Raw genomic sequence first — 18932 nt, 5'->3', positions numbered from 1 at the left:
CAAACAATCCAGATTAACCTAAATCGGCGCTTGGGGAATAAACCTAAGCGCCGTAAACCTAAGATCCATAAACCTAAGCGCTGTAAACCTAAGCGCCGTAAACTCAAGCACAGATTTAACTCAGCATTAACTTCGTATCTGCACCGTTCCTATAAAAAATCCCCGTAAAACCGCGACTAACCCCACTTAACAACACGTCAAAAAGCTCAAACTTAAGCTATAGTTAAGCCCTAAGCTTTAGAGTAAAAAGGCTATTTGTTACAAAAAGATACCATTATTGGCATAGTGAATTTTTTCACGATAAACGTTGACCTCTAGTCCCAACAGCCTCTAATCTAAACATCTGTTTAATTCCAAAATAATAACAATTAATAAACATCATTTTGAGGTAGTTCAGCATGGCATACGATCAAGACTCCCAACTCAAACTCAACTACTCATCACTCGTCGATCTGATCGAGAAAACCAGTCTGCGTTATGGCGATAAACCCGCCTATGCCTGCCTTGGTAAATCCAGCAGCTTTAATGAGATAGAACGCGATTCGCGTTACTTTGCCGCCTATTTACAGAATAAAACCAACCTAAAACCCGGCGATCGTATTGCCATTCAATTGCCCAATATCACCCAATTTGTCATCGCGGCCTACGGCGCACTCAGGGCGGGCCTTATCCTAGTTAACACTAACCCACTCTATACAGAACGTGAGCTTATCCATCAGTTCAATGATTCAGGAGCTAAAGCCTTAGTCGTGTTATCCGATCTATTGCCCACCCTAGCTAAGGTCATCGACAGCACAACAATAGAGTTCGTTATCTCAACCCACCCGCTGGATTTGATCGACCCACATGTACAACCTAAAACGGGCCTTAAGAATGTGGAGTTTTGCCAAATCTTAAAACAAGGGGCCGAACTGCCCTTCACCCGTTTAGCCCCTAAGCTCGATGATCTCTCAGCCCTGCAATATACAGGGGGCACAACCGGGTTATCCAAGGGCGCCATGTTGACCCACGGTAATATGCTTGCCAATGCCGCCCAGGTAAAATCCCGCATTGGCAGTGTGATCACCGAAGGCGAGGATATCTTTGTTGCTCCGCTGCCGATTTACCATATTTACGCTTTTATGGTGAATTTAGTGCTGTATTTCGAGTGTGGCGGTTGCTCGGTGTTAATTCCAAATCCGCGAGACATTGGCGGCTTAGTGAAAACCCTGGCCAAATATCCCTTCACTGGGTTTGCTGGCCTCAATACCCTGTTTGTCGCCCTATGCCACCAACCCGAATTTAAGGCATTGGACTTTAGCCACTTAAAAATCACTATCTCGGGCGGCACCGCACTCACGGCCGCGGCGGCCAATGTTTGGCAACAAACCACGGGCAATATGATCAGCGAAGGTTATGGATTATCTGAAACTTCACCGGTCATTTCACTCAATGCCCCCGGTTACCAGAAGCTTGGCACTATTGGTAAACCTGTGATTGGCACTGAGGTTAAACTCTTAGATGAAAACGACGTTGAAGTGCCCTTAGGTACGGCAGGGGAACTCGCCGCCCGCGGCCCTCAAGTGATGCTGGGATACTGGAATAATCCGCAGGAAACCGCCAATGTCATGACCGCCGACGGTTTCTTTAAAACCGGGGATATTGCCATTGCAACCGCTGAAGGTTTCCATCAAATTGTTGATCGTAAAAAGGATATGATTATCGTCTCAGGCTTTAACGTCTATCCCAACGAAGTGGAAAACGTCCTCGCTAGCCACCCAAATGTGATCGAATGTGCCGTGGTGGGAGTCAAAGATGAACACTCGGGCGAAGCGGTCAAAGCCTTTATCGTACTCAAGGAAAATAACCAAGATCAGCAACAGGCTAAGGAGGCCATTTTAGCCTATTGCCGCGAGCAACTAACGGGTTACAAGATACCTAAAATGATCGAGTTTATGGCGCAATTACCTAAGAGCACCGTCGGTAAAATTCTACGCCGCGAACTTAAAAACTAATGGCACTCCTACCCAGTAAGCGGCTCATTTGAGTTAACTCAGAATCCTAGCTTACTGGGTTTCATTTACGCTCAATCATTCAAAACGTTGCCTGTGGCCTCTTCGGTCAGTAGCTGTAAATTGGCAAACTCACGGTATAACGCATTGGTTTGCATCAACTCTTGGTGGCGACCGCAGGCAACAATCTCACCCTTGTCGAAGACAAAAATCCTATCGGCATTGATTACCGTCGATAGGCGATGGGCAATAATCAAGGTGGTTTTACCCGCCATCAAAACATCCAGCGCTTGCTTCACTTTTTGCTCGCTCAGGGCATCTAAGGCGCTGGTCGCCTCATCGAGTAATAATATGGGTCTGTCGGCTAAAATCGCCCGCGCTATGGCAATCCGCTGTTTTTGTCCACCAGAAAGTCGCACGCCACGCTCGCCTAAATAGGTTTGATAACCCTCAGTAAATTCGCTAATAAACTCATGGGCACGGGCCGCAATACAGGCATCAATCACCTCCTGCTCGGTCGCATCGACTCGGCCATAACGCACGTTTTCAAGTACGCTGGTCGCAAAGATCACTGAATCCTGCGGCACTAAGGCAAATTGCGCCCGTAGGTCCTGCGGAGTTAAGTTCGCAATATCTATGCCTTCCAGTCGAATACTGCCAGCACTAGGCACATAAAAGCGCTGCAACAGCTGGAACAAAGTGCTCTTACCCGCGCCACTTGGACCGACTAAGGCAACCCGCTCCCCCGCAGCAATGGCCATATTGAGCTGTTTTAGCACTAAGGCATCCTGCTCTGGATAGGCAAAATTGAGTCCTTCAATGACTAACTCACCACTCACCTTGGCGGGTAAAGTCACAGGATGTGCCGCAAGGGGAATATCCACTGGGGTTTCCGCCAATTCGATTAAACGTTCCGCGGCGCCCGAAGCCCGCTGGATCTCGCCTATCACTTCACTAATGGTCGCTACAGCGCCCGCGACCATCACAGCGTAAAACATAAAGGCCGATAGCTCACCGCCCGTCATCTTACCCGCCATCACATCGTGGGCACCGACCCAAGTCACCATGGCAATCGCGGCGATACTTAAAAACATCACGGATGAAATCAGCAAAGCACGGTAACGAATGCGGCCACTTGCTGCGGACATCACATCTTCGACGCGGGAATGGAATAAACTGCGGTCTTTATCTTCATGGCCATAGGCTTGTACCGTATGGATTTCATGGAGTGTTTCATCGACATAGGCACCGAGATCCGCAACCCTGTCTTGGCTTTCACGAGCTAAAACACGTACCTTGCGCCCGAAAAATCCCACAGGCCCCAGCACTAAGGGCACAGCCAAGAGCACTAATAGCGTCATCTTAACGCTGGTTATGCCCATCATCACTAGGCCACCTATGACTGTCACTCCCGAACGCAACGCCATGGAAAGGCTGGACCCCACCACGGTTTGTAATAGCGTTGAGTCAGCGGTAAAACGGGAGATCACCTCCCCTGTGCGTACTTTGGCATAGAAGGCGGGTAATAACTTAAGCATCTGATTATAAACAGCGAGGCGAATGTCTGCACTGACCCGCTCGCCCAGCCAAGTCATCAAATAGAAGCGGCAAAACACAGCGGTGCCGCTGACGGCGGTAATGACCAGCACTAGGAGGATAATTTCATTGAGCCGCTGCGCGTTATCCCGCACAAAGCCCTCATCGACCATCAAACGCACGCCTTGCCCCAGGGACAACCAAGCGAGTGAGCCAATCAATAGGAATAGCACTGCCGCGGCGACTTTCCATTTGTAGGGTTTAAGAAAGCCTGCAATCCAAGGTAGTACGGCTCTTTGCCGCGCCGAGGTAGCGAGTGTTGGTTTAAGGGAACTATCAGGCAAAGCGCTAGATAATGGGTTATCCGCCTGTGATGGCTGCATTTTGATGGGTTCGGGTGATTTTACTCTTGGCTCGGCCACTGTGACATCCTTTAGGGGTAATCGTAAAGCCGCTAACCATGCCGCTTTATGGTTAACATGCGACCTGCTGCGGTTAAATTCAAGGGCTCAGGCGGGTGTTACTGAAGAAGGATAAAATAAACCCGCAGCGAATGCGGGTTTATTTAGCTCGCTTAAGCGAGAAACTTAAGTGAAAAACTTAAGCGACTTGCACATTTTCTGGGGTTTTGGGTGTGCCATGGTGACCGTCACGCTGCCAATTTACATCGAGCAATTCGGCGCCAGTTAAGCTAAAGGCTTGACCAAAACCTTTAACATAAAGCCCCTTGTGTGGTGCCAGTTTGTAGAGGTTAAAATCGGTCAATGTCGCAAGGTTGTCCGACATTTCTCCAAAGCGCGCCGATAGCACATTCACACCCTTACTAAAGGCTGGCGTGCCGCGGGGAATCGCCTCGGCCACGGCATCAAAGGTCAACCGCTTACGAGCAAATACTGTTTTTGCGGCGGTTTCATCTTCGACTAACATCACAGAGACCTTAGATGAGAGCTTTAAGTTATGGCCATGGCGGGCAAGATCGCTCACCAAAATATAGAAACCATCATCGGCCAGTGCGAAGGGCGCATAACTCGCATTGGGTTGACCTTCGGCGTCTATGGTGGCCAGTTGCAGGGTTTCGCGCTGTTGCTTAAAGGCTTCAATTTCGGGTAGTAACTTGTCCCTTAGGCGCTGTTCCTGCTCGGTGATTTCAGGCTTCATTGGTTATATTCCTTAAAAACAATACGTTAATGTTTCAATTTAGAGAGCGGCTTATACCGCGGCAAAGGTGGTTGCAAGTGCCTTAAATTGGCGAACCTGTTCAGGGAACAACGCTCTTTGCTTATCACGGCCCAAATACACTTTGAACACCACCTCACCTTCGCTGCCGAAGAAGTTGATCGAATGGCTCTCGCTCCCCCTAAAAGGACGGCTGATCAAGGCGATACCCCGCATCCCCTCTAATTTGAGGTGGCCATGCAGACCATCTCCCTTGCTGTAGAGGTTGTAATAACCGTGGGCATATTTCCCCTTAGGAAAATCTCCTTTAAATTCAAATACACTGCCAGAAAGCATCACTATTGTGGTAAGCGTCCCCCACTCGGGTAAGGCTTGCAATAATGTATCTAGCTGAGTTAAAGGCACAAACACTACTTGCCCCGGCGGCAATGCGGCAACCACTTCCATCTCTGGGAGCCCTAGCTCGCTGGCAAGCTGCGCTGGCATTAAATCGGCTTGTAACTCAAACTTTTGCCTCAGCTCTGCCTGTTTTTCAAGCTGGGCTGGGGGTACATTGGGATTTTTCGGCGCACCAAGTTCGGGTTCTGCCCCAGTATCTTGTATCGTCTGCATTCGTTTTCTCCTGATGGCTTGGCCTAGAACATATAACGTGCCGATAATTTCATATTACGGCCCGGTTGATACAAGGTTTGCCAGGCCTGCTGATATTTCTCATCACCAATATTTTCAATGGCAAAATCGACTCTCACGCCGGACATCACGCCCATTGTGGGTTCCCAGGCAAGGTAGACATCCCAGAGGGTGTAATCATCGTACTCTGCCACGCTATGGCCATCGGGGGTGTTCGACTGCGTTGCCACATAGGTCACCCGTGTGCCCAGTTTCATATCGCCATCCATAATGCCTTGGGATAAATCGACATTAAATTTATTGGCAGGTATGCCTTCGATAGCATCGCCCGATTGACGGTCTTCACCATGGGTTTGTCCGTAGTTCATCGCTAGGCGAGTCTGGCCTATACGGTAACGCCCGCTCACCTCAAAGCCCGTTAACTGCGCATCTTCGACGTTATTCCACGAGGTTGTTTGCTCAAACCCTGGAATACCATGCCAAGGATTAGACACTTGCTGCACAATAAAATCGTCCACGTCGTTGCGGAAGATATTGAACGTTAACGCCAGCTCATCATCGCCAGCGAGATCACTGAAACGCAGATCCGCTTTGATTTCTTTATTCCGTGCGGTTTCAGACTTTAAATCTGGATTGGTCGCAAAGGTGTTACACAGACCTTGGGGTAAAAATCCGGGAATGGGTGGAATACAGTAATGGGTCCCACTTGAGAACATCTCTTCCACCGTTGGCGCTCTAAATGCTTGATCATAACGCGCGCTTAGGGTCAACCAAGCTTGGGTCTGCCAAATCAGTCCGAGTGAGGGGGATAACTCATTGTCATCGGAGGATAAGTTCAAATTATTACTGTCAGTCTTAAAGCTGTCGTAACGCAATGCTCCATCGAGGCTCAAGGTCTTAGTCAGCTCGATATCGGCCCGGGTAAAAGCGCCCCAAACCTGGGTCTCACCATCGATATTCCCCGGACGCTGACCCGCCTGCCCCTTATCGTCACGAACGGTTTCGATAGTATCGCGGTAGCCATCAACACCATAGGTCAGCTTAATATTCCCTACCTGCGAGCTGTTATTTAAGTTAACACCAACGGTGCGATATTCAGTGCTATCTAGTTGATTTTTAGTGACTCTGTCTTCATCGTAGTCGGTGCTGTTCCAGTACACTTGCACCTTAGTATCTAGGTACGGATTGTTGACAGGATGCAAACTGTAGTTAAGGGTCACGTTTTGATCGTCAGTCTTACGACGCACTAAGGGCACAGAGCTACTCACGGCAGCCGAGGGATTGCTGGGCACTAATTCATTGGACTTGTTCACCCTTGCCGACAATTCCAAGCGCGAAGCCTCATCGGCCTGCCAACCAAACTTGGCTAAACCACTGCTGCCTTGGGAAGCACTGTTATTTAGGGTTTCGTCATTGCCGGTTTTGATGTCGTTGGAGTCGTAATAGGAACCATTAAGCAGCCAATCGATAGTGGCTTGCTGACCGTAAATGGCGCCACTGGTTTTAGTACGATCGCCATTAGTTTCATAACCTTGCTTAAGATAACCGCCGAAACTTTCCTCTGGGGTTAAAAAATCCTGCGCCGACTTAGTATTCTGGGCGACGACGCCCCCAAGGGCACCGCTGCCCCACAAACTGCTAGCGGGACCACGCAGCACTTCGATGGACTTGAGTAATTCAGGGTCCATAAAATAGGAACCTCTGTGGCCTGAACTGGTATTTTGTCTCGCACCATCAATCGTTTGGAGGACTCTATCACCACTTAAACCACGGATCTCAACTCCCTGGGATGATGCCCTAGGTCCATTGGTGACATTGATATTAGCCTCATTCTTAAGGGCATCGGCCACGGATGTGGCTTGAGCAACGGTGAGCTGTTCTTCGCCGACGACGGCGACGCTACGACTGGTTTCCGAGGCTTTTTCGCTGATCCTAGTTGCGCTGACTAACACTTCGTCAAACTCGGTTGCCACGGTTTTATTATCCGCCTCCTGTTGAATAACAGGTTGAACACTTTCCGCTGCCGCTAACGTAAAACTTAACGCCGTAAAACTTAGCGCCGTACCACTCAGTGCCATCGCGATCACTAACGGCTTTTTTCTCATCTCTTCATCCTCAAGTGATAATTTGTAAGCTCAAACCAATTCAATTGCGCACCACTTTGCCTAGGTATCAAGCTCTCAAAGTAATGCTACTGAATGACTTTGCTGTTTTTTTAAGCGCCCATTCGAGCAATTGAAGGCACTCTACCTGAGACAATTAAATAGATCAAATAGAAATCATTATCATTTGCGATCTTATTTATATTGCAGTATCTTAATTAGCAAAATGGCTTTAAGCGTCGATAGGCCGATTTTCAGGAGAAGAGATTGCAGTGACACCGAAACGATATCTGGCCTTTGGCGTATTAACGATTGCCATCCAAACTGGGGTTATCGCCTCGCAGCCTGCTACAACGCTGCTAATGTCTGACTCGCCTATGACGTTACAGAGGGTGATGTTACAGAAGGTGACGTCACAGAGGGCTGCGTTACAGGACACAGGCATCAATCGCGTTAGCGTTAATTTTGCCACCGCAGTCAAACAGGCCACACCTCAAGCCAGTGTGGCTCCCATAGCGCAGACTAAGCCGCAAGTGACAGCTATCTTCCACGCCAAGGCAAAAGCGGTACTTAAACCAGAGGCCAAACCCACACCTAAACCTGAAGTGAAAACTGCACTTAAATCTGAGTCTAAACCTGCACCTAAGCCAAAAACTAAGCCAGAAACTAAGCCAGAACATAAGCCCGAACATATGCCTGAGCCTGTCGATAACGCAGCGAACAGCGGGATAAAACCGCCTAAAGAATTAAGCGCAGCGGCAACGGTTCAACTAGCTGATATCGCTGAGGTTAACAGCCGTTCTGCAGATAAAGAGTTAACGCCAAGCCCTGTGGCAACAGAGACGTTAATAACTGAGATAACAGAGGCGCTAATAACTGAGACAACAGAGACGCTAATAACTGAGATAACAGAGGAGCCCCCCATTAGCCAAGCCGCAGTCAGCAGTGCCCAAACCCAGAGTCTAAAAACTCCCATAGTCGAGTTGGCTAAGCCAGTGTTTACTTCACCACCTCCCCAACCCACTTACCCACGGATAGCACGCAAAAAGGGATTAGAAGGCACGGCGACGATTGAGGTGATGTTCAATGAACTCGGTGAGCAACTGGCACTCAAGTTAGTGAAAAGCTCAGGTTTTAGCCTGCTCGATCAAGCGGCGCTCGATGCGGTAGAAACCTGGCAATTTGAAGCGCCAGCCCCAAGGCTAGCAAGCCACTACAAAGTCAGAGTCCCGATTCGTTTTGCACTCAACTAGCCTGACTTAGCAATACTTTTTTGCCCTTAAAACGAGTAATCAAACTGAAATAACCCATGATTGGAGAGGCTTAATGCCCATGACAGATTTTTCTTCTTTACATTCACAACTTGGCGTACTGACTTGGCCGCTATTGTTATGTGCATTTCTGGCACTCATGATCTGCCTCGAGCGAAGTGCACTTTTCTTGCACCAAAGCGCACTTGTTATCCTGCCGAAAAAACAGGCTTGGGTAAAAAATCTACGCAGTTCAACCTCACTGCCCAACACCGACAGCGTTAACGCTTTGATAGCGCAAACCAGTGCCCAGCAGGATCTGCTCGCCCGCGGCGCCACCCTGTTATTGAAACAAGTCCACCAGCCCAAAATATTGCGGGAAGAATTACTGAGCCTATGGCTCAACAAACAGCAGCGGGATTTACAAGCTGGTTTAAAGCTGTTGCAGGTGATAGGCATTATTAGCCCATTACTGGGCCTGCTCGGCACAGTATTAGGACTGATAGATATGTTTGCCGAGCTTGGACAATCCGAGGGCCCTGTAACCCCTGCACAACTGAGCGCCGGGCTAGGACTTGCCATGAATACCACTGCGGCTGGACTGATTATTGCCGTTCCCGCAATTACCGCCGCCCATCTATTTGGGATCTGGGCCCAAGGTCAATGCCAACGCGCCGCCCATGTACTCAATCAGCTCAATCTTTGGTTAGCGGGTGTAGAAGAAGTGTCACTCGATTCCAATCATTATCAGGCCTTCGCTCGCATTGACAAGGCAAAGGCTGAGGGCCCCACAGCGCTTAAGACCAATATAGGGTCACAGGCATGATAAGCACCGATAAATCCTCCTTTTCTCGGGCGGGCATAACTCCGGCAGAATCGTTACCGAGTATCGATTTAACCGCATTAATCGACATTATTTTTATCGTATTAGTGTTTCTACTCCTAACGGCAAACAGCCAATTACTGAGTCTGCCCGTTGATGTGCCCCAGAGTTCGAGTGCCGCTATCACGGCCCTAGAGAACAAGCCTTCTATTGCCATCAATATCATGGCGACCTCGCCCCATTGGGCGATTGATGGTGAACCCTTTAGTGACTTAGCCAGCTTTGGCGCCGCATTTGAGCAGCGTTTCAAATCCATGCCAGAGGCCAGCATCATCATTGCCGCAGATAAAGCCGCGCCCGTGGAGCCCTTGATGCAATTGCTTGCCCTATTACAGACACAGGCCATAGGCCAGACTCAAATTTTAATGGAGCATTAGGAGTTTAACTATGTTGTTTCAAGCGATCCGCTTCCCCTTAAACAGAACCTTAAGAGCCCTTAGGGATATGTCTACAAATAATATTAATCCATTGAAAAAATGGAAATTAACCATAGCTATTATCGCAGTATGTGTATCGGCTAATACCTTTAGTGCAGAATCTAATACCTTTAGTGCAGAATCTAATACCAGGCTCGTTAGCGCAGGCGCTGGGGTGACTGAGCTAGTGCTGGCCCTCGATGCTGGTAGCCAACTCGTCGCCATAGACTCCACCAGCCTTGTCCCCGAAAACTTGGGCCATATTGCCAAGCTTGGTTACCATAGAATGCTCTCCGCCGAGGGGATTATCGCCCTCTCGCCAACGCTGGTGATTGGCTCGGATGTGATGGGGCCAGAAACCACCCTCAAGGTGCTGCAGCAGGCACAAATCCCAGTAGTGCAATTACCCGCGACCAAGGATGAAGCCCAACTCCTAAGCAATATCGATACCTTAGGCGACCTACTCCAGCGCCAGCAAAACGCCACTAAACTAAAGCAAGATCTTCAGGGGCAGTTGCAGAATTTAGCGCTGAAAAAACAACAAATCAGTGGTTCCAACCATCAACCCAAAATCCTCTTTATGCTCCTGCAAGAGGGCCGAGGTGCGCGGGTCGGGGGCAAAGGCACCGCCGCTGACGCCATTATTGCGCTTTCAGGGGCAAGCAATATCGCCGACTTTGATGGCTATAAAACCCTATCCCAGGAAGGCATTTTGTCTTTACAACCCGATCTGATTTTACTGTCAAAGCGCAGCGATAAACCGGACGAGCAAAGCAGCCAACAAATAGCCCAAGAATTGCTGAAGGAAATGCCGCTACTCGCCCATACCCCTGCGGGTAAAAATGGTCATATTCAAACCCTGACACCGCAAGCCTTACTCGGTGGTTTAGGGCTCAGCGCCATTAACGCCGCCGACACCCTTGCCAACAACCTACTCAGTCAAGGCCAGTAATTTATGCTGGCAATAACAGTACAAAACCATTCGCCCCATGGGAAAGGATAACTAAGATGTTGCTCAATCGCTGGCTCTGGCCCAGTCTACTTGCACTGCTCGGCTTAAGTTGCCTTCTCTCGGTCAGTACTGGCCCCGTAAGCATTAGCCTAATCGACGCCTTAAGTGCGGTGTTTAACTGGGCCACCCAACAAAATGTTGGCAATATTGCCCCCCATGAACAGCTAGTGATCAACAATGTCCGCTTACCTAGAACACTCTTGGCAATGGCGGTCGGAGCCACACTCGCCCAGTGTGGCGCGGTAATGCAGGGGCTTTTTCGCAATCCCTTGGCCGATCCCGGCATTATAGGCGTGTCATCCGGCGCGGCACTGGGCGCCGCCCTTTGTATTGTGTTGCTGCCCAATGCCAGCCCATTAATGATCCCCATGAGCGCCTTTGCCTTAGGGTTAATCACGACTCTGGTCGTCTATCGCCTCGCCAGCAGTCCAACGGGTACCTCGGTCGTATTGCTATTATTGTCAGGGGTCGCCATAGCGGCACTGGCGGGTGCGGGCATAGGGGTTTTAACCTATCTTGCCAGTGATATAGCGCTGCGTGATTTAACCCTTTGGCAGATGGGGACAATTGCAGGGGCACAATGGATCTATGTCTGCCTATCTTTAGTCACCTTAGCCCTGATCAGTTGGCGCTTTCGCCAAGATGCCACTGCGCTCAATGCCTTACTCCTTGGCGAGGCCGAGGCCAGACACCTAGGGATAGATGTGGACAGGCTTAAACTAAGGCTGATTTTACTCTGCGCCTTAGGCGTGGGGGTGAGTGTGGCCGCTACCGGGATTATCGGCTTTATTGGCTTAGTTGTACCGCATTTAGTGCGCATGATGTTAGGGCCCGATCATAAACGACTCTTACCTACCAGTGCACTTTTAGGCGCAGCCCTCTTAGCGCTGGCCGATATCGGCGCCCGCGCCTTCTTGCCCCCAGCGGAGTTACCCGTCGGACTTGTAACCGCACTCCTTGGTGCACCTTTCTTTATTTATTTACTGCTACAACAACGTAGCAAGTTAGTCTGAGTCTCTATTTATGATAACCACCCATTCAAGTCGAGCACATTCAGCCATCAATCCAGCGCCCGACCTTAAGCTCAGTGTCTGCGGTCTTAATATTTCTATTGGGCAAAAAAGCGTGCTTAGGGATATTAATGTTCAATTTCAATCTGGGGCTGTCACGGCCTTGCTTGGCCCCAATGGTGCGGGAAAATCCACTCTACTTAAGGCATTGTGCCAAGAGATAAAAGCGCCCTCTTCGAGTATAAAACTGGGTGATATTCCCTTAGGTGATTGGCCAAGGGCGGTGCTGGCAAAATCCTTGGCAGTACTGCCGCAGCACGCCAGCCTTACCTTCCCTTTTACTGTGTCAGAAGTGGTGTCCATGGGTTTGTATCCCTTAACCCTCAATCACCAAGAGGGTGAAACTCTCGTTGCCGAGCAACTCGCAAAAGTGGGCTTAACTCATCTTGCTAAGCGCAGTTACCCAACCCTATCCGGCGGTGAAAAACAAAGGGTGCAGCTAGCGAGGGTATTAACTCAACTTAGCCAATCGCCCTTTCCCCCCATACTGTTACTGGATGAGCCAACCTCGGCATTAGATCTTGCCCAGCAGCACAGAGTGCTGGAATTGGCCCAGCGGTTAGCCAATGAACAGGCTTATACTGTGGTCTTAGTGCTGCACGACCTTAATCAAGCCGCCCGTTATAGCGATCAAATTCTGGTGTTAAAACAAGGGCAAATAGTGAGTGAAGGCAAGCCTAGTGAGGCATTATCGGTTAAGACCATACGCCAAGTTTGGGATTACGAACCTGTGTATGTTCCCGCTCCCAAGGGGGGACATCCGCTAATTTTTTAGTGAAATGAAGATATTGGCCCTGAGTTTTATCTCAGAATACGGCTATAATCGGCGCGAGTAGACTTTTAGCCCTTAGCGCCCAAGTAGAAAGTAGATGAAACCCAATATCTCAACCGAAACTCAGCAAGAGGCCTTAGCCGCAGCCAAGGCCACCCAAAAACCGGGGCAAACTAAAGAACAAACTAAACTCATCGCCCAAGGGATTGAAAAAGGCATAGCCGAATACAAGAAACTTCAAAAAGCCAAAGCCCGCGAACGGGATAAGTTCCGTAAACAACAGTTAAAAGCAAAATCGCGCACTGCAGTTGAAGACGAAGATGGGAATACTTTTACCGAACATCTTGCTCCCCAAGGCCAGTTTACCCGCGCTACTTGGGTTGCCATCGCACTCTTACTCTTAAGTTGGATTGGATTTGCAGCATATTACTGGATGGCAAACCCCGCCACGGGCGGCTAGCCAAGCCTCAATAGCTGTTCCTAATTACGCTACGTCGCAGGCACGCCATTAACTCTTCCCTAACGGTTAGTTATTGGCGGTTATTCCAATAAGATCAGCAATCTCTGCCATATGGGTGTCAACCCAAGCACTGCTGATCGGCCCCCAAGTCACCACTCGGTAGTAGCCCGCATTATTACGATTCCCCTCCTGCACAAATTCGACACTGATACCTATATCCTCAAACGCCGCAATGGCATCCTGTAATGTACGCCGCGGCATACCCGTTAACTTATTGAGTGATAATAGATTATGGCGGTCATCATCCATTAAATGCGCTAAATAGAGCTTACGCAAAAACGCCTTATGTTGCTTTGAAACCTGCGGTGAAACTGGCTGAGAAAGTGGCATAGGATGACTCATTAAAAAACCAAGGGAACTAGCATTAAAACTACTTGATATTCAGTCAATAAGGCAATAGCCAGCATTAAATTGTTGCCCTTTTTTCCATAGTAGATACATACAATTCATACCTACAGCGAATCCATACAACTTAACAGTTTGCGACACTCACATTAGGCGCCGGGTGTTCACTTAACAAAGCTTCGCTCGTCCAATAAAACAGTCTATGACTCCGAGGGGAAATTTTAGCAAAAGCTTGTATTCTCCCCCCAATCGCTGTTATTCATAGGACAAGTCTCCCGGGTAGAAAGAGTACTAACATGAACCAGACCATCACCGCAGATCAAGTGCTTAGCTTTTGGTTTGAGGAAATCCCTGCCAAATATTGGTGGATAAAAGACGCCGACTTTGATGCACAGATCAAAGCGCGTTTCGAGGGCGTTCTGCAACAAGCCAAACGGGGCGAGCTCGCGCATTGGCGTATAACGCCACAGGGGCGATTAGCCGAGATTATCGTGCTAGATCAATTCTCACGTAATATTTACCGCGATACCCCCGCCGCCTTCGAAGCCGATGCCATCGCCTTAGTGCTCGCCCAAGAAGCCGTCGCCCAGCAGGCCGATTTAGCCCTTAAACCTAAGCAGGTTCCCTTTCTCTTTATGCCCTATATGCACAGTGAATCGGCTGCCATTCACCAAGTGGCGGTAAAACTTTTTAATCGTGAAGCGGCGCAGGCTAACCTCGAATTTGAACTTCGCCATAAGGCAATTATCGATAGATTTGGCCGTTACCCCCACAGGAATAGCATTTTAGGCAGAGAATCGACTGCCGCTGAACAGGCCTTTTTAACTGAACCAGGCTCATCCTTTTAATGCTGAATATTTGAATAAATTGAGTTGAGGCACGCCTATCACGCTACACTTATCCAAGTGAGCCAAGGAAAGGCGTAGCGAGTCTCAAATACAGCAGCTTCTGAGCCCCGTGGAGGTGTTAGTCATTTATGTTCCATAATAAAGTTATCTCCAATCGCTCAAATATTTCCCCTAATTATTACAAATTGCTAGGGTTACTCGCCCTATTCAATTATCACATTAGCCAAGCGACCGAACTTAAAATTGGAGTGAGTCTCTCCATTCCCCCCTATGTGATCCAAGAGACTAACAGTGGGCTCGAACTCGAGCTGCTCCATCAAGCATTTGCCGTCAAGGGGCATAACGTTTCAATTCAATATCTCCCTCTTGCCCGCACTTTCCATGAATTAAAGGAAGGAAAACTCGATGGCATTATCAATATTAAAGAGGGCATGATAGATAAGGTCTTTTACTCGGATGTCGCCATCACCTACCAAAACTGTGCCATCGCCCTTGAAAATAAAAACTTTAATATTAATAGCATAGATGATTTACATACCCTAAAAGTGGTCGCTTTCCAGCGTGCTTCATTTATGCTCGGGGAAGAATTTTCCCGCATGGCTAAGGCCAATAGCAGTTATCAAGAACAGGCACGGCAAATACAACAGGTATATATGTTGATGAAACATAGGGCCGATGTGGTTGTGATGGATAAAAATATTTTCAAATACTATTTAAAACAGGCCTACCTTCAAGGAAAACTGACCGAAAAGGAAATGAAGCAAGTTGCTGTATGCAATAAAATATTCCCGCCAACTGAATATCGTTTCGCCTTTTTAGATGCCCATATTCGGGATGATTTTAATCTGGGTCTCAAACAAATAACGGAGAATGGTACGTTAGCCGCGCTGCAGGCAAAGTATCAACGCCTACTGTCCCTAGACAATGAGGCGTCAAGCACGGTAGTGGATCGTGCCATCCTTAAAAATGACCCGCTCTAAGGGCTAGTAAATCATTTATTTAACAACCAGAACCGGGCATTTGGCCAATTTGACTATGTCTTGACTTACATGGGGCTTAAGAAAATCGGCTAACCCACTACAACCATGGCTAGCAATCACCACCATACCCACATCGGCGGATTCAGCCAAAATTTCCTCGCTCACATCACCATGGCGAATAACGGTTTTAATGCTTAGTCCTGCGGCTAAATCCCGTTGCATTTCCTGTTGTAATGTCTGCATTTTAGCCTCAACAAACGTCGCCAAAGCCTCTTCTAGTGAGGCTGGTGTCTCCACGGCAACTCCGTAAAAATGCGCACTTCGAGACGGGCTAGTCACATGTAACAATCGAATATTCACTTGATAAAAGTTAGCCATTTCAACAGCATATTTAAGTGCATGGGCAGCGGTTGCTGAAAAGTCCGTAGGGCATAACACTTCTTGAGTACGCATAATCATATCCATCCGGTGAGTTGTTAAGTTGGCCAATCCTAGGGATAGAACCTGTCTATTTTGCACAAAATAGCACTCTTTTATAGCAGTAAGCTAGGTTTCCCACTCGGACGCATCGATTAGTTATTCTTTAGTAATCAAAAACAAAGGGCGCTTTAGCGCCCTTATACTATCGATATCCACTACAAAAGATATCCGCTACAAACTCGTTTTATTTAACAACGAGCACTGGGCAGGCCGCACTGTTTGCTACCGCTTCGGCAACATTAGTGTGTAGAAAGTGGGAAAGCCCGGTACGGCCGTGGCTTGCAATCACCACCATACCAACATCTTTGCCCTTCGCCTCCTCCAAAATTTGCTCGACGGGATCGCCCCGACGGATCAAGGTGGTAATTGGCAGTTCAGTTTTCAGCCCCGCGAGTAACGCCTGCATCTTAGTCGCAGCAGCCTCTTCCATACTCTTAGCAAGTTCCTCTGGGGTGATAGATAAAATCATAAAATTCTCATCACCCATAGGTTGTTCGACCACGTGTAAAATTTTTAGCCCTACATGATATAGATTTGCCATTTCAATAGCATATCGCAGAGCATGGGCCGCAGTTTCAGAGAAATCTGTGGGCCAGAGTATTTGACCTGTACGCATAATCTTGACTCCTTCTATGGCGCTAATGGAATGCCGAGTTGTTTGCTGTTAAGGGATTCAGTTAAAGAGCCCTGTAAAGGGGCTCAATTAAAGGGATTCGCTAATCTTTTAACCAAGCGACCGCATCACCTTTATCCACAAAAAACTTCACCTCGGCGGGCGTAAACCAATTTGCCAATTTCGCCATGACTTCCTGCAGGGTTGTCTTACCGACTATGGCAATTTTCTCAAAATGACGAACGTGCTTCACTCCTAATTTTAGATCATCCCAAGCTGCCTGTAATTCCCAGCCATCGAGCTCAGTCACATCCACTAGGGCATAAATATCAGGGTCTTTCACACCTTCCAGTGCGGACTCTAGCACTGGCACCATCATCTCGTAATCTTGATGGGTTAACTTTCCGACGGCCTTAAAGGCAACAAAAAAATCATCATCACCATATCGTTCGATACCGATAGAAATTCCGTGTTTTAACAATGTCATAGATACTCCTTGTCTAACAAATTACTCCATAAGTGTAGAAGCTAAGCCCCTGAAAAGTTGTGATCTTGTTCATAAATGCACCAGATAGCTTGCACTGACTCACTAAGCCAGTTAGGATAAACCGACTAATCAGTCGGTTTATCCATTGAACCGATACACAGTTAAATTGTGCATATTATTTGCCGCTCACCCCGATATCTGGAGCAACCACAATGAATATGGCCAGCAACTCTGCTAATGTTTCGCCGCTCACAGCGTTACTCCAGCATCAACGCCTAAGTTACCTCACGAACCCCAATCCCGATTATGACACCCGCCATGGGCAATTAACTCGACTGAAAGCGGCGGTACTAAAATATCAAGTCCCTCTAGTGACGGCATTGAGCCAAGACTACGGCCATAGATCCCAAGATGACAGCCTGATCTCGGATATTATGCCTGTGATCAACAATATCAATTACAGTTTGAAAAACCTCAAAAAATGGCTCAAACCTAGTGCGCGCCATGCGGGAATTTTGCTCGCCCCAGCAAGGGTAACAGTGCACTATCAGCCACTGGGGGTTGTCGGTATTATTGTGCCGTGGAACTTCCCCGTTATGCTGTCAATTGGCCCGCTCGTCACCGCCATCGCAGCGGGCAACCGTGCCATGCTTAAATTGTCAGAATTTACCCCGGCAACCAATAAGGTGATAACGCAATTACTGGCCGAGGTGTTTGAAACATCCCATGTGGCTGTGGTCGAAGGTGAAGCCGATGTCGCCGCGCAATTTTCAGCCCTGCCCTTCGATCATTTACTCTTTACCGGCTCCACCACAGTCGGTCGCCATGTGATGCGCGCCGCGGCCAATAATCTCACCCCAGTGACACTCGAACTCGGTGGAAAATCCCCAGTCATTATCGCCCCCGATATGCCGCTTGAGATAGCAGTTGAGCGAATGATTTATGGCAAGTGTTTGAATGCAGGACAAATCTGTGTAGCCCCAGATTATGTTCTATGCCCTAAAGCCAAAGTGCATGAGTTTATCGCCGCCTACAAAGCTAAATTTAATGCCATGTACGGCGCAATTAACCACAACAAGGACTACGGCAGCATTATTAATGCACGTCAATTTGATCGCCTGATGACAGTGCTAGAGGATGCTAAGGCCAAGGGAGCCAGTATTATCTCGGCGACGGATGAAACCATAGACAGTACTAATCGCAAGCTCGCTACCCAGTTAATCATCCACACCAGCGAAGATATGCTATTGATGCAAGAAGAAATATTCGGCCCCTTATTGCCCATTATCGGTTATGACTCGCTAGATGAGGCGATTGAATATATCAACCAAAGGGCAAGACCCTTAGCACTCTATGTGATGAGTTTCGATGAGCCAAGCCAGCAAAAAATCCTCAAGCAGACCCACTCGGGTGGCGTTTGCATTAACGAAACCGTGTTCCATGTGGCGGCGGATGACGCGCCCTTTGGCGGCATAGGCCCATCGGGCATGGGGCACTACCACGGTAAGGAAGGTTTCTTAACCTTTAGCCACGCCAAAACTGTGCTCAGCCGTGGCCGCTTCAACACGGGTAAATTTGTGCATCCACCCTATGGCACTTTTATCCAACGTATGCTGATGAAACTGTTCCTGCGTTAATCCACCTAAATAACTGCTCCTAAGTATGCTACATCGCAGGGTATCGCACGCAGGCACGCCATGAACTCTTCCCTGAGGGCTCCACCGCGCCAAATGCATCCATACACAAAAGCCAGTTCGCCCTCCATGGCTCTCGTTCGCAGCATATCGCTATGCGATGCTCACCATGGCGCAGAGGGCCTGC

At 48.5% G+C, this 18932-nt stretch carries 19 protein-coding genes; 11 read left to right on the top strand and 8 right to left on the bottom strand.

Annotated elements, in window-relative coordinates; all coding sequences use genetic code 11:
* Nucleotides 1-398 precede the first annotated feature (398 nt).
* Nucleotides 399-1994 carry an AMP-binding protein gene (locus JFT56_RS04460; RefSeq protein WP_198782509.1) on the top strand — a complete coding sequence of 532 codons (1596 nt, stop codon included), beginning with the start codon at nucleotides 399-401 and terminating at the stop codon, nucleotides 1992-1994.
* A gap of 71 nt (nucleotides 1995-2065) precedes the next feature.
* Here JFT56_RS04460 and JFT56_RS04455 read toward each other — a convergent pair whose 3' ends face one another.
* The 4 genes from JFT56_RS04455 to JFT56_RS04440 form a co-directional block, all read right to left on the bottom strand.
* Nucleotides 2066-3910 (bottom strand): ABC transporter transmembrane domain-containing protein, encoded by a 1845-nt coding sequence (locus JFT56_RS04455; protein WP_233095597.1) that lies wholly within the window; start codon nucleotides 3908-3910, stop codon nucleotides 2066-2068.
* A gap of 217 nt (nucleotides 3911-4127) precedes the next feature.
* A complete protein-coding gene (gene hutZ, locus JFT56_RS04450) occupies nucleotides 4128-4685 on the bottom strand; it encodes a heme utilization protein HutZ (RefSeq protein ID WP_198782507.1) in 558 nt (185 codons plus the stop codon).
* A gap of 51 nt (nucleotides 4686-4736) precedes the next feature.
* The gene (gene hutX, locus JFT56_RS04445) at nucleotides 4737-5189 is read right to left on the bottom strand and encodes a heme utilization cystosolic carrier protein HutX (RefSeq protein ID WP_420136021.1); all 453 of its coding nucleotides are present in this window, start codon (nucleotides 5187-5189) and stop codon (nucleotides 4737-4739) included.
* 149 nt (nucleotides 5190-5338) lie between these two features.
* Complete coding sequence (locus JFT56_RS04440) at nucleotides 5339-7438, bottom strand: TonB-dependent hemoglobin/transferrin/lactoferrin family receptor (RefSeq protein WP_198782505.1); 2100 nt, start codon at nucleotides 7436-7438, stop codon at nucleotides 5339-5341.
* Nucleotides 7439-7707: 269 nt separating this feature from the next.
* On the opposite strand from JFT56_RS04440, the gene JFT56_RS04435 reads away from it, so the two are divergent.
* The 7 genes from JFT56_RS04435 to JFT56_RS04405 all read left to right on the top strand — a co-directional run bounded on the left by JFT56_RS04435 (nucleotide 7708) and on the right by JFT56_RS04405 (nucleotide 13298).
* Nucleotides 7708-8688 carry an energy transducer TonB gene (locus JFT56_RS04435; RefSeq protein ID WP_198782504.1) on the top strand — a complete coding sequence of 327 codons (981 nt, stop codon included), beginning with the start codon at nucleotides 7708-7710 and terminating at the stop codon, nucleotides 8686-8688.
* 73 nt (nucleotides 8689-8761) lie between these two features.
* Nucleotides 8762-9511 carry a MotA/TolQ/ExbB proton channel family protein gene (locus tag JFT56_RS04430; RefSeq protein WP_198782503.1) on the top strand — a complete coding sequence of 250 codons (750 nt, stop codon included), beginning with the start codon at nucleotides 8762-8764 and terminating at the stop codon, nucleotides 9509-9511.
* On the top strand, nucleotides 9508-9945 hold the full coding sequence (locus JFT56_RS04425; RefSeq protein WP_198782502.1) for an ExbD/TolR family protein: 438 nt from the start codon (nucleotides 9508-9510) through the stop codon (nucleotides 9943-9945). Before JFT56_RS04430 ends, JFT56_RS04425 begins: the two co-directional genes overlap by 4 nt.
* Before the next feature lie 10 nt (nucleotides 9946-9955).
* A complete protein-coding gene (locus JFT56_RS04420) occupies nucleotides 9956-10936 on the top strand; it encodes a hemin ABC transporter substrate-binding protein (protein WP_198782501.1) in 981 nt (326 codons plus the stop codon).
* A gap of 56 nt (nucleotides 10937-10992) precedes the next feature.
* Entirely contained in the window at nucleotides 10993-12009 is a 1017-nt protein-coding gene (locus tag JFT56_RS04415; RefSeq protein ID WP_198782500.1) for a FecCD family ABC transporter permease, read from the top strand.
* 10 nt (nucleotides 12010-12019) lie between these two features.
* Nucleotides 12020-12841, top strand: a complete 822-nt coding sequence (locus JFT56_RS04410; RefSeq protein WP_198782499.1) for a heme ABC transporter ATP-binding protein — start codon at nucleotides 12020-12022, stop codon at nucleotides 12839-12841.
* Nucleotides 12842-12935: 94 nt separating this feature from the next.
* Nucleotides 12936-13298, top strand: a complete 363-nt coding sequence (locus JFT56_RS04405) for a DUF2956 domain-containing protein (RefSeq protein WP_198782498.1) — start codon at nucleotides 12936-12938, stop codon at nucleotides 13296-13298.
* A gap of 66 nt (nucleotides 13299-13364) precedes the next feature.
* On the opposite strand, the gene JFT56_RS04400 is transcribed toward JFT56_RS04405, so the two are convergent.
* The gene (locus tag JFT56_RS04400; RefSeq protein WP_198782497.1) at nucleotides 13365-13688 is read right to left on the bottom strand and encodes a winged helix-turn-helix domain-containing protein; all 324 of its coding nucleotides are present in this window, start codon (nucleotides 13686-13688) and stop codon (nucleotides 13365-13367) included.
* 311 nt (nucleotides 13689-13999) lie between these two features.
* Between JFT56_RS04400 and JFT56_RS04395 the strand changes: the two genes are divergently transcribed.
* Both JFT56_RS04395 and JFT56_RS04390 read left to right on the top strand, forming a co-directional pair.
* Entirely contained in the window at nucleotides 14000-14551 is a 552-nt protein-coding gene (locus JFT56_RS04395; RefSeq protein ID WP_198782496.1) for a DUF924 family protein, read from the top strand.
* A 128-nt stretch (nucleotides 14552-14679) separates the two neighbouring features.
* A complete protein-coding gene (locus JFT56_RS04390; protein WP_198782495.1) occupies nucleotides 14680-15531 on the top strand; it encodes a substrate-binding periplasmic protein in 852 nt (283 codons plus the stop codon).
* A 15-nt stretch (nucleotides 15532-15546) separates the two neighbouring features.
* Here the strand turns inward: JFT56_RS04390 and JFT56_RS04385 are convergent, their stop codons facing one another.
* From JFT56_RS04385 to JFT56_RS04375, 3 genes are all read right to left on the bottom strand, one after another.
* Complete coding sequence (locus JFT56_RS04385) at nucleotides 15547-15984, bottom strand: universal stress protein (RefSeq protein ID WP_198782494.1); 438 nt, start codon at nucleotides 15982-15984, stop codon at nucleotides 15547-15549.
* 211 nt (nucleotides 15985-16195) lie between these two features.
* A complete protein-coding gene (locus JFT56_RS04380) occupies nucleotides 16196-16627 on the bottom strand; it encodes a universal stress protein (protein ID WP_198782493.1) in 432 nt (143 codons plus the stop codon).
* Nucleotides 16628-16727: 100 nt separating this feature from the next.
* Nucleotides 16728-17111 (bottom strand): STAS/SEC14 domain-containing protein, encoded by a 384-nt coding sequence (locus tag JFT56_RS04375; RefSeq protein ID WP_198782492.1) that lies wholly within the window; start codon nucleotides 17109-17111, stop codon nucleotides 16728-16730.
* Nucleotides 17112-17323: 212 nt separating this feature from the next.
* On the opposite strand from JFT56_RS04375, the gene JFT56_RS04370 reads away from it, so the two are divergent.
* Entirely contained in the window at nucleotides 17324-18748 is a 1425-nt protein-coding gene (locus tag JFT56_RS04370; protein WP_198782491.1) for a coniferyl aldehyde dehydrogenase, read from the top strand.
* Nucleotides 18749-18932: the final 184 nt, after the last annotated feature.

The organism is Shewanella putrefaciens (assembly GCF_016406305.1).
In the GTDB taxonomy this organism is placed as follows: domain Bacteria; phylum Pseudomonadota; class Gammaproteobacteria; order Enterobacterales; family Shewanellaceae; genus Shewanella; species Shewanella putrefaciens_C.
This window is presented reverse-complemented; position numbering and strand designations above follow the sequence as displayed.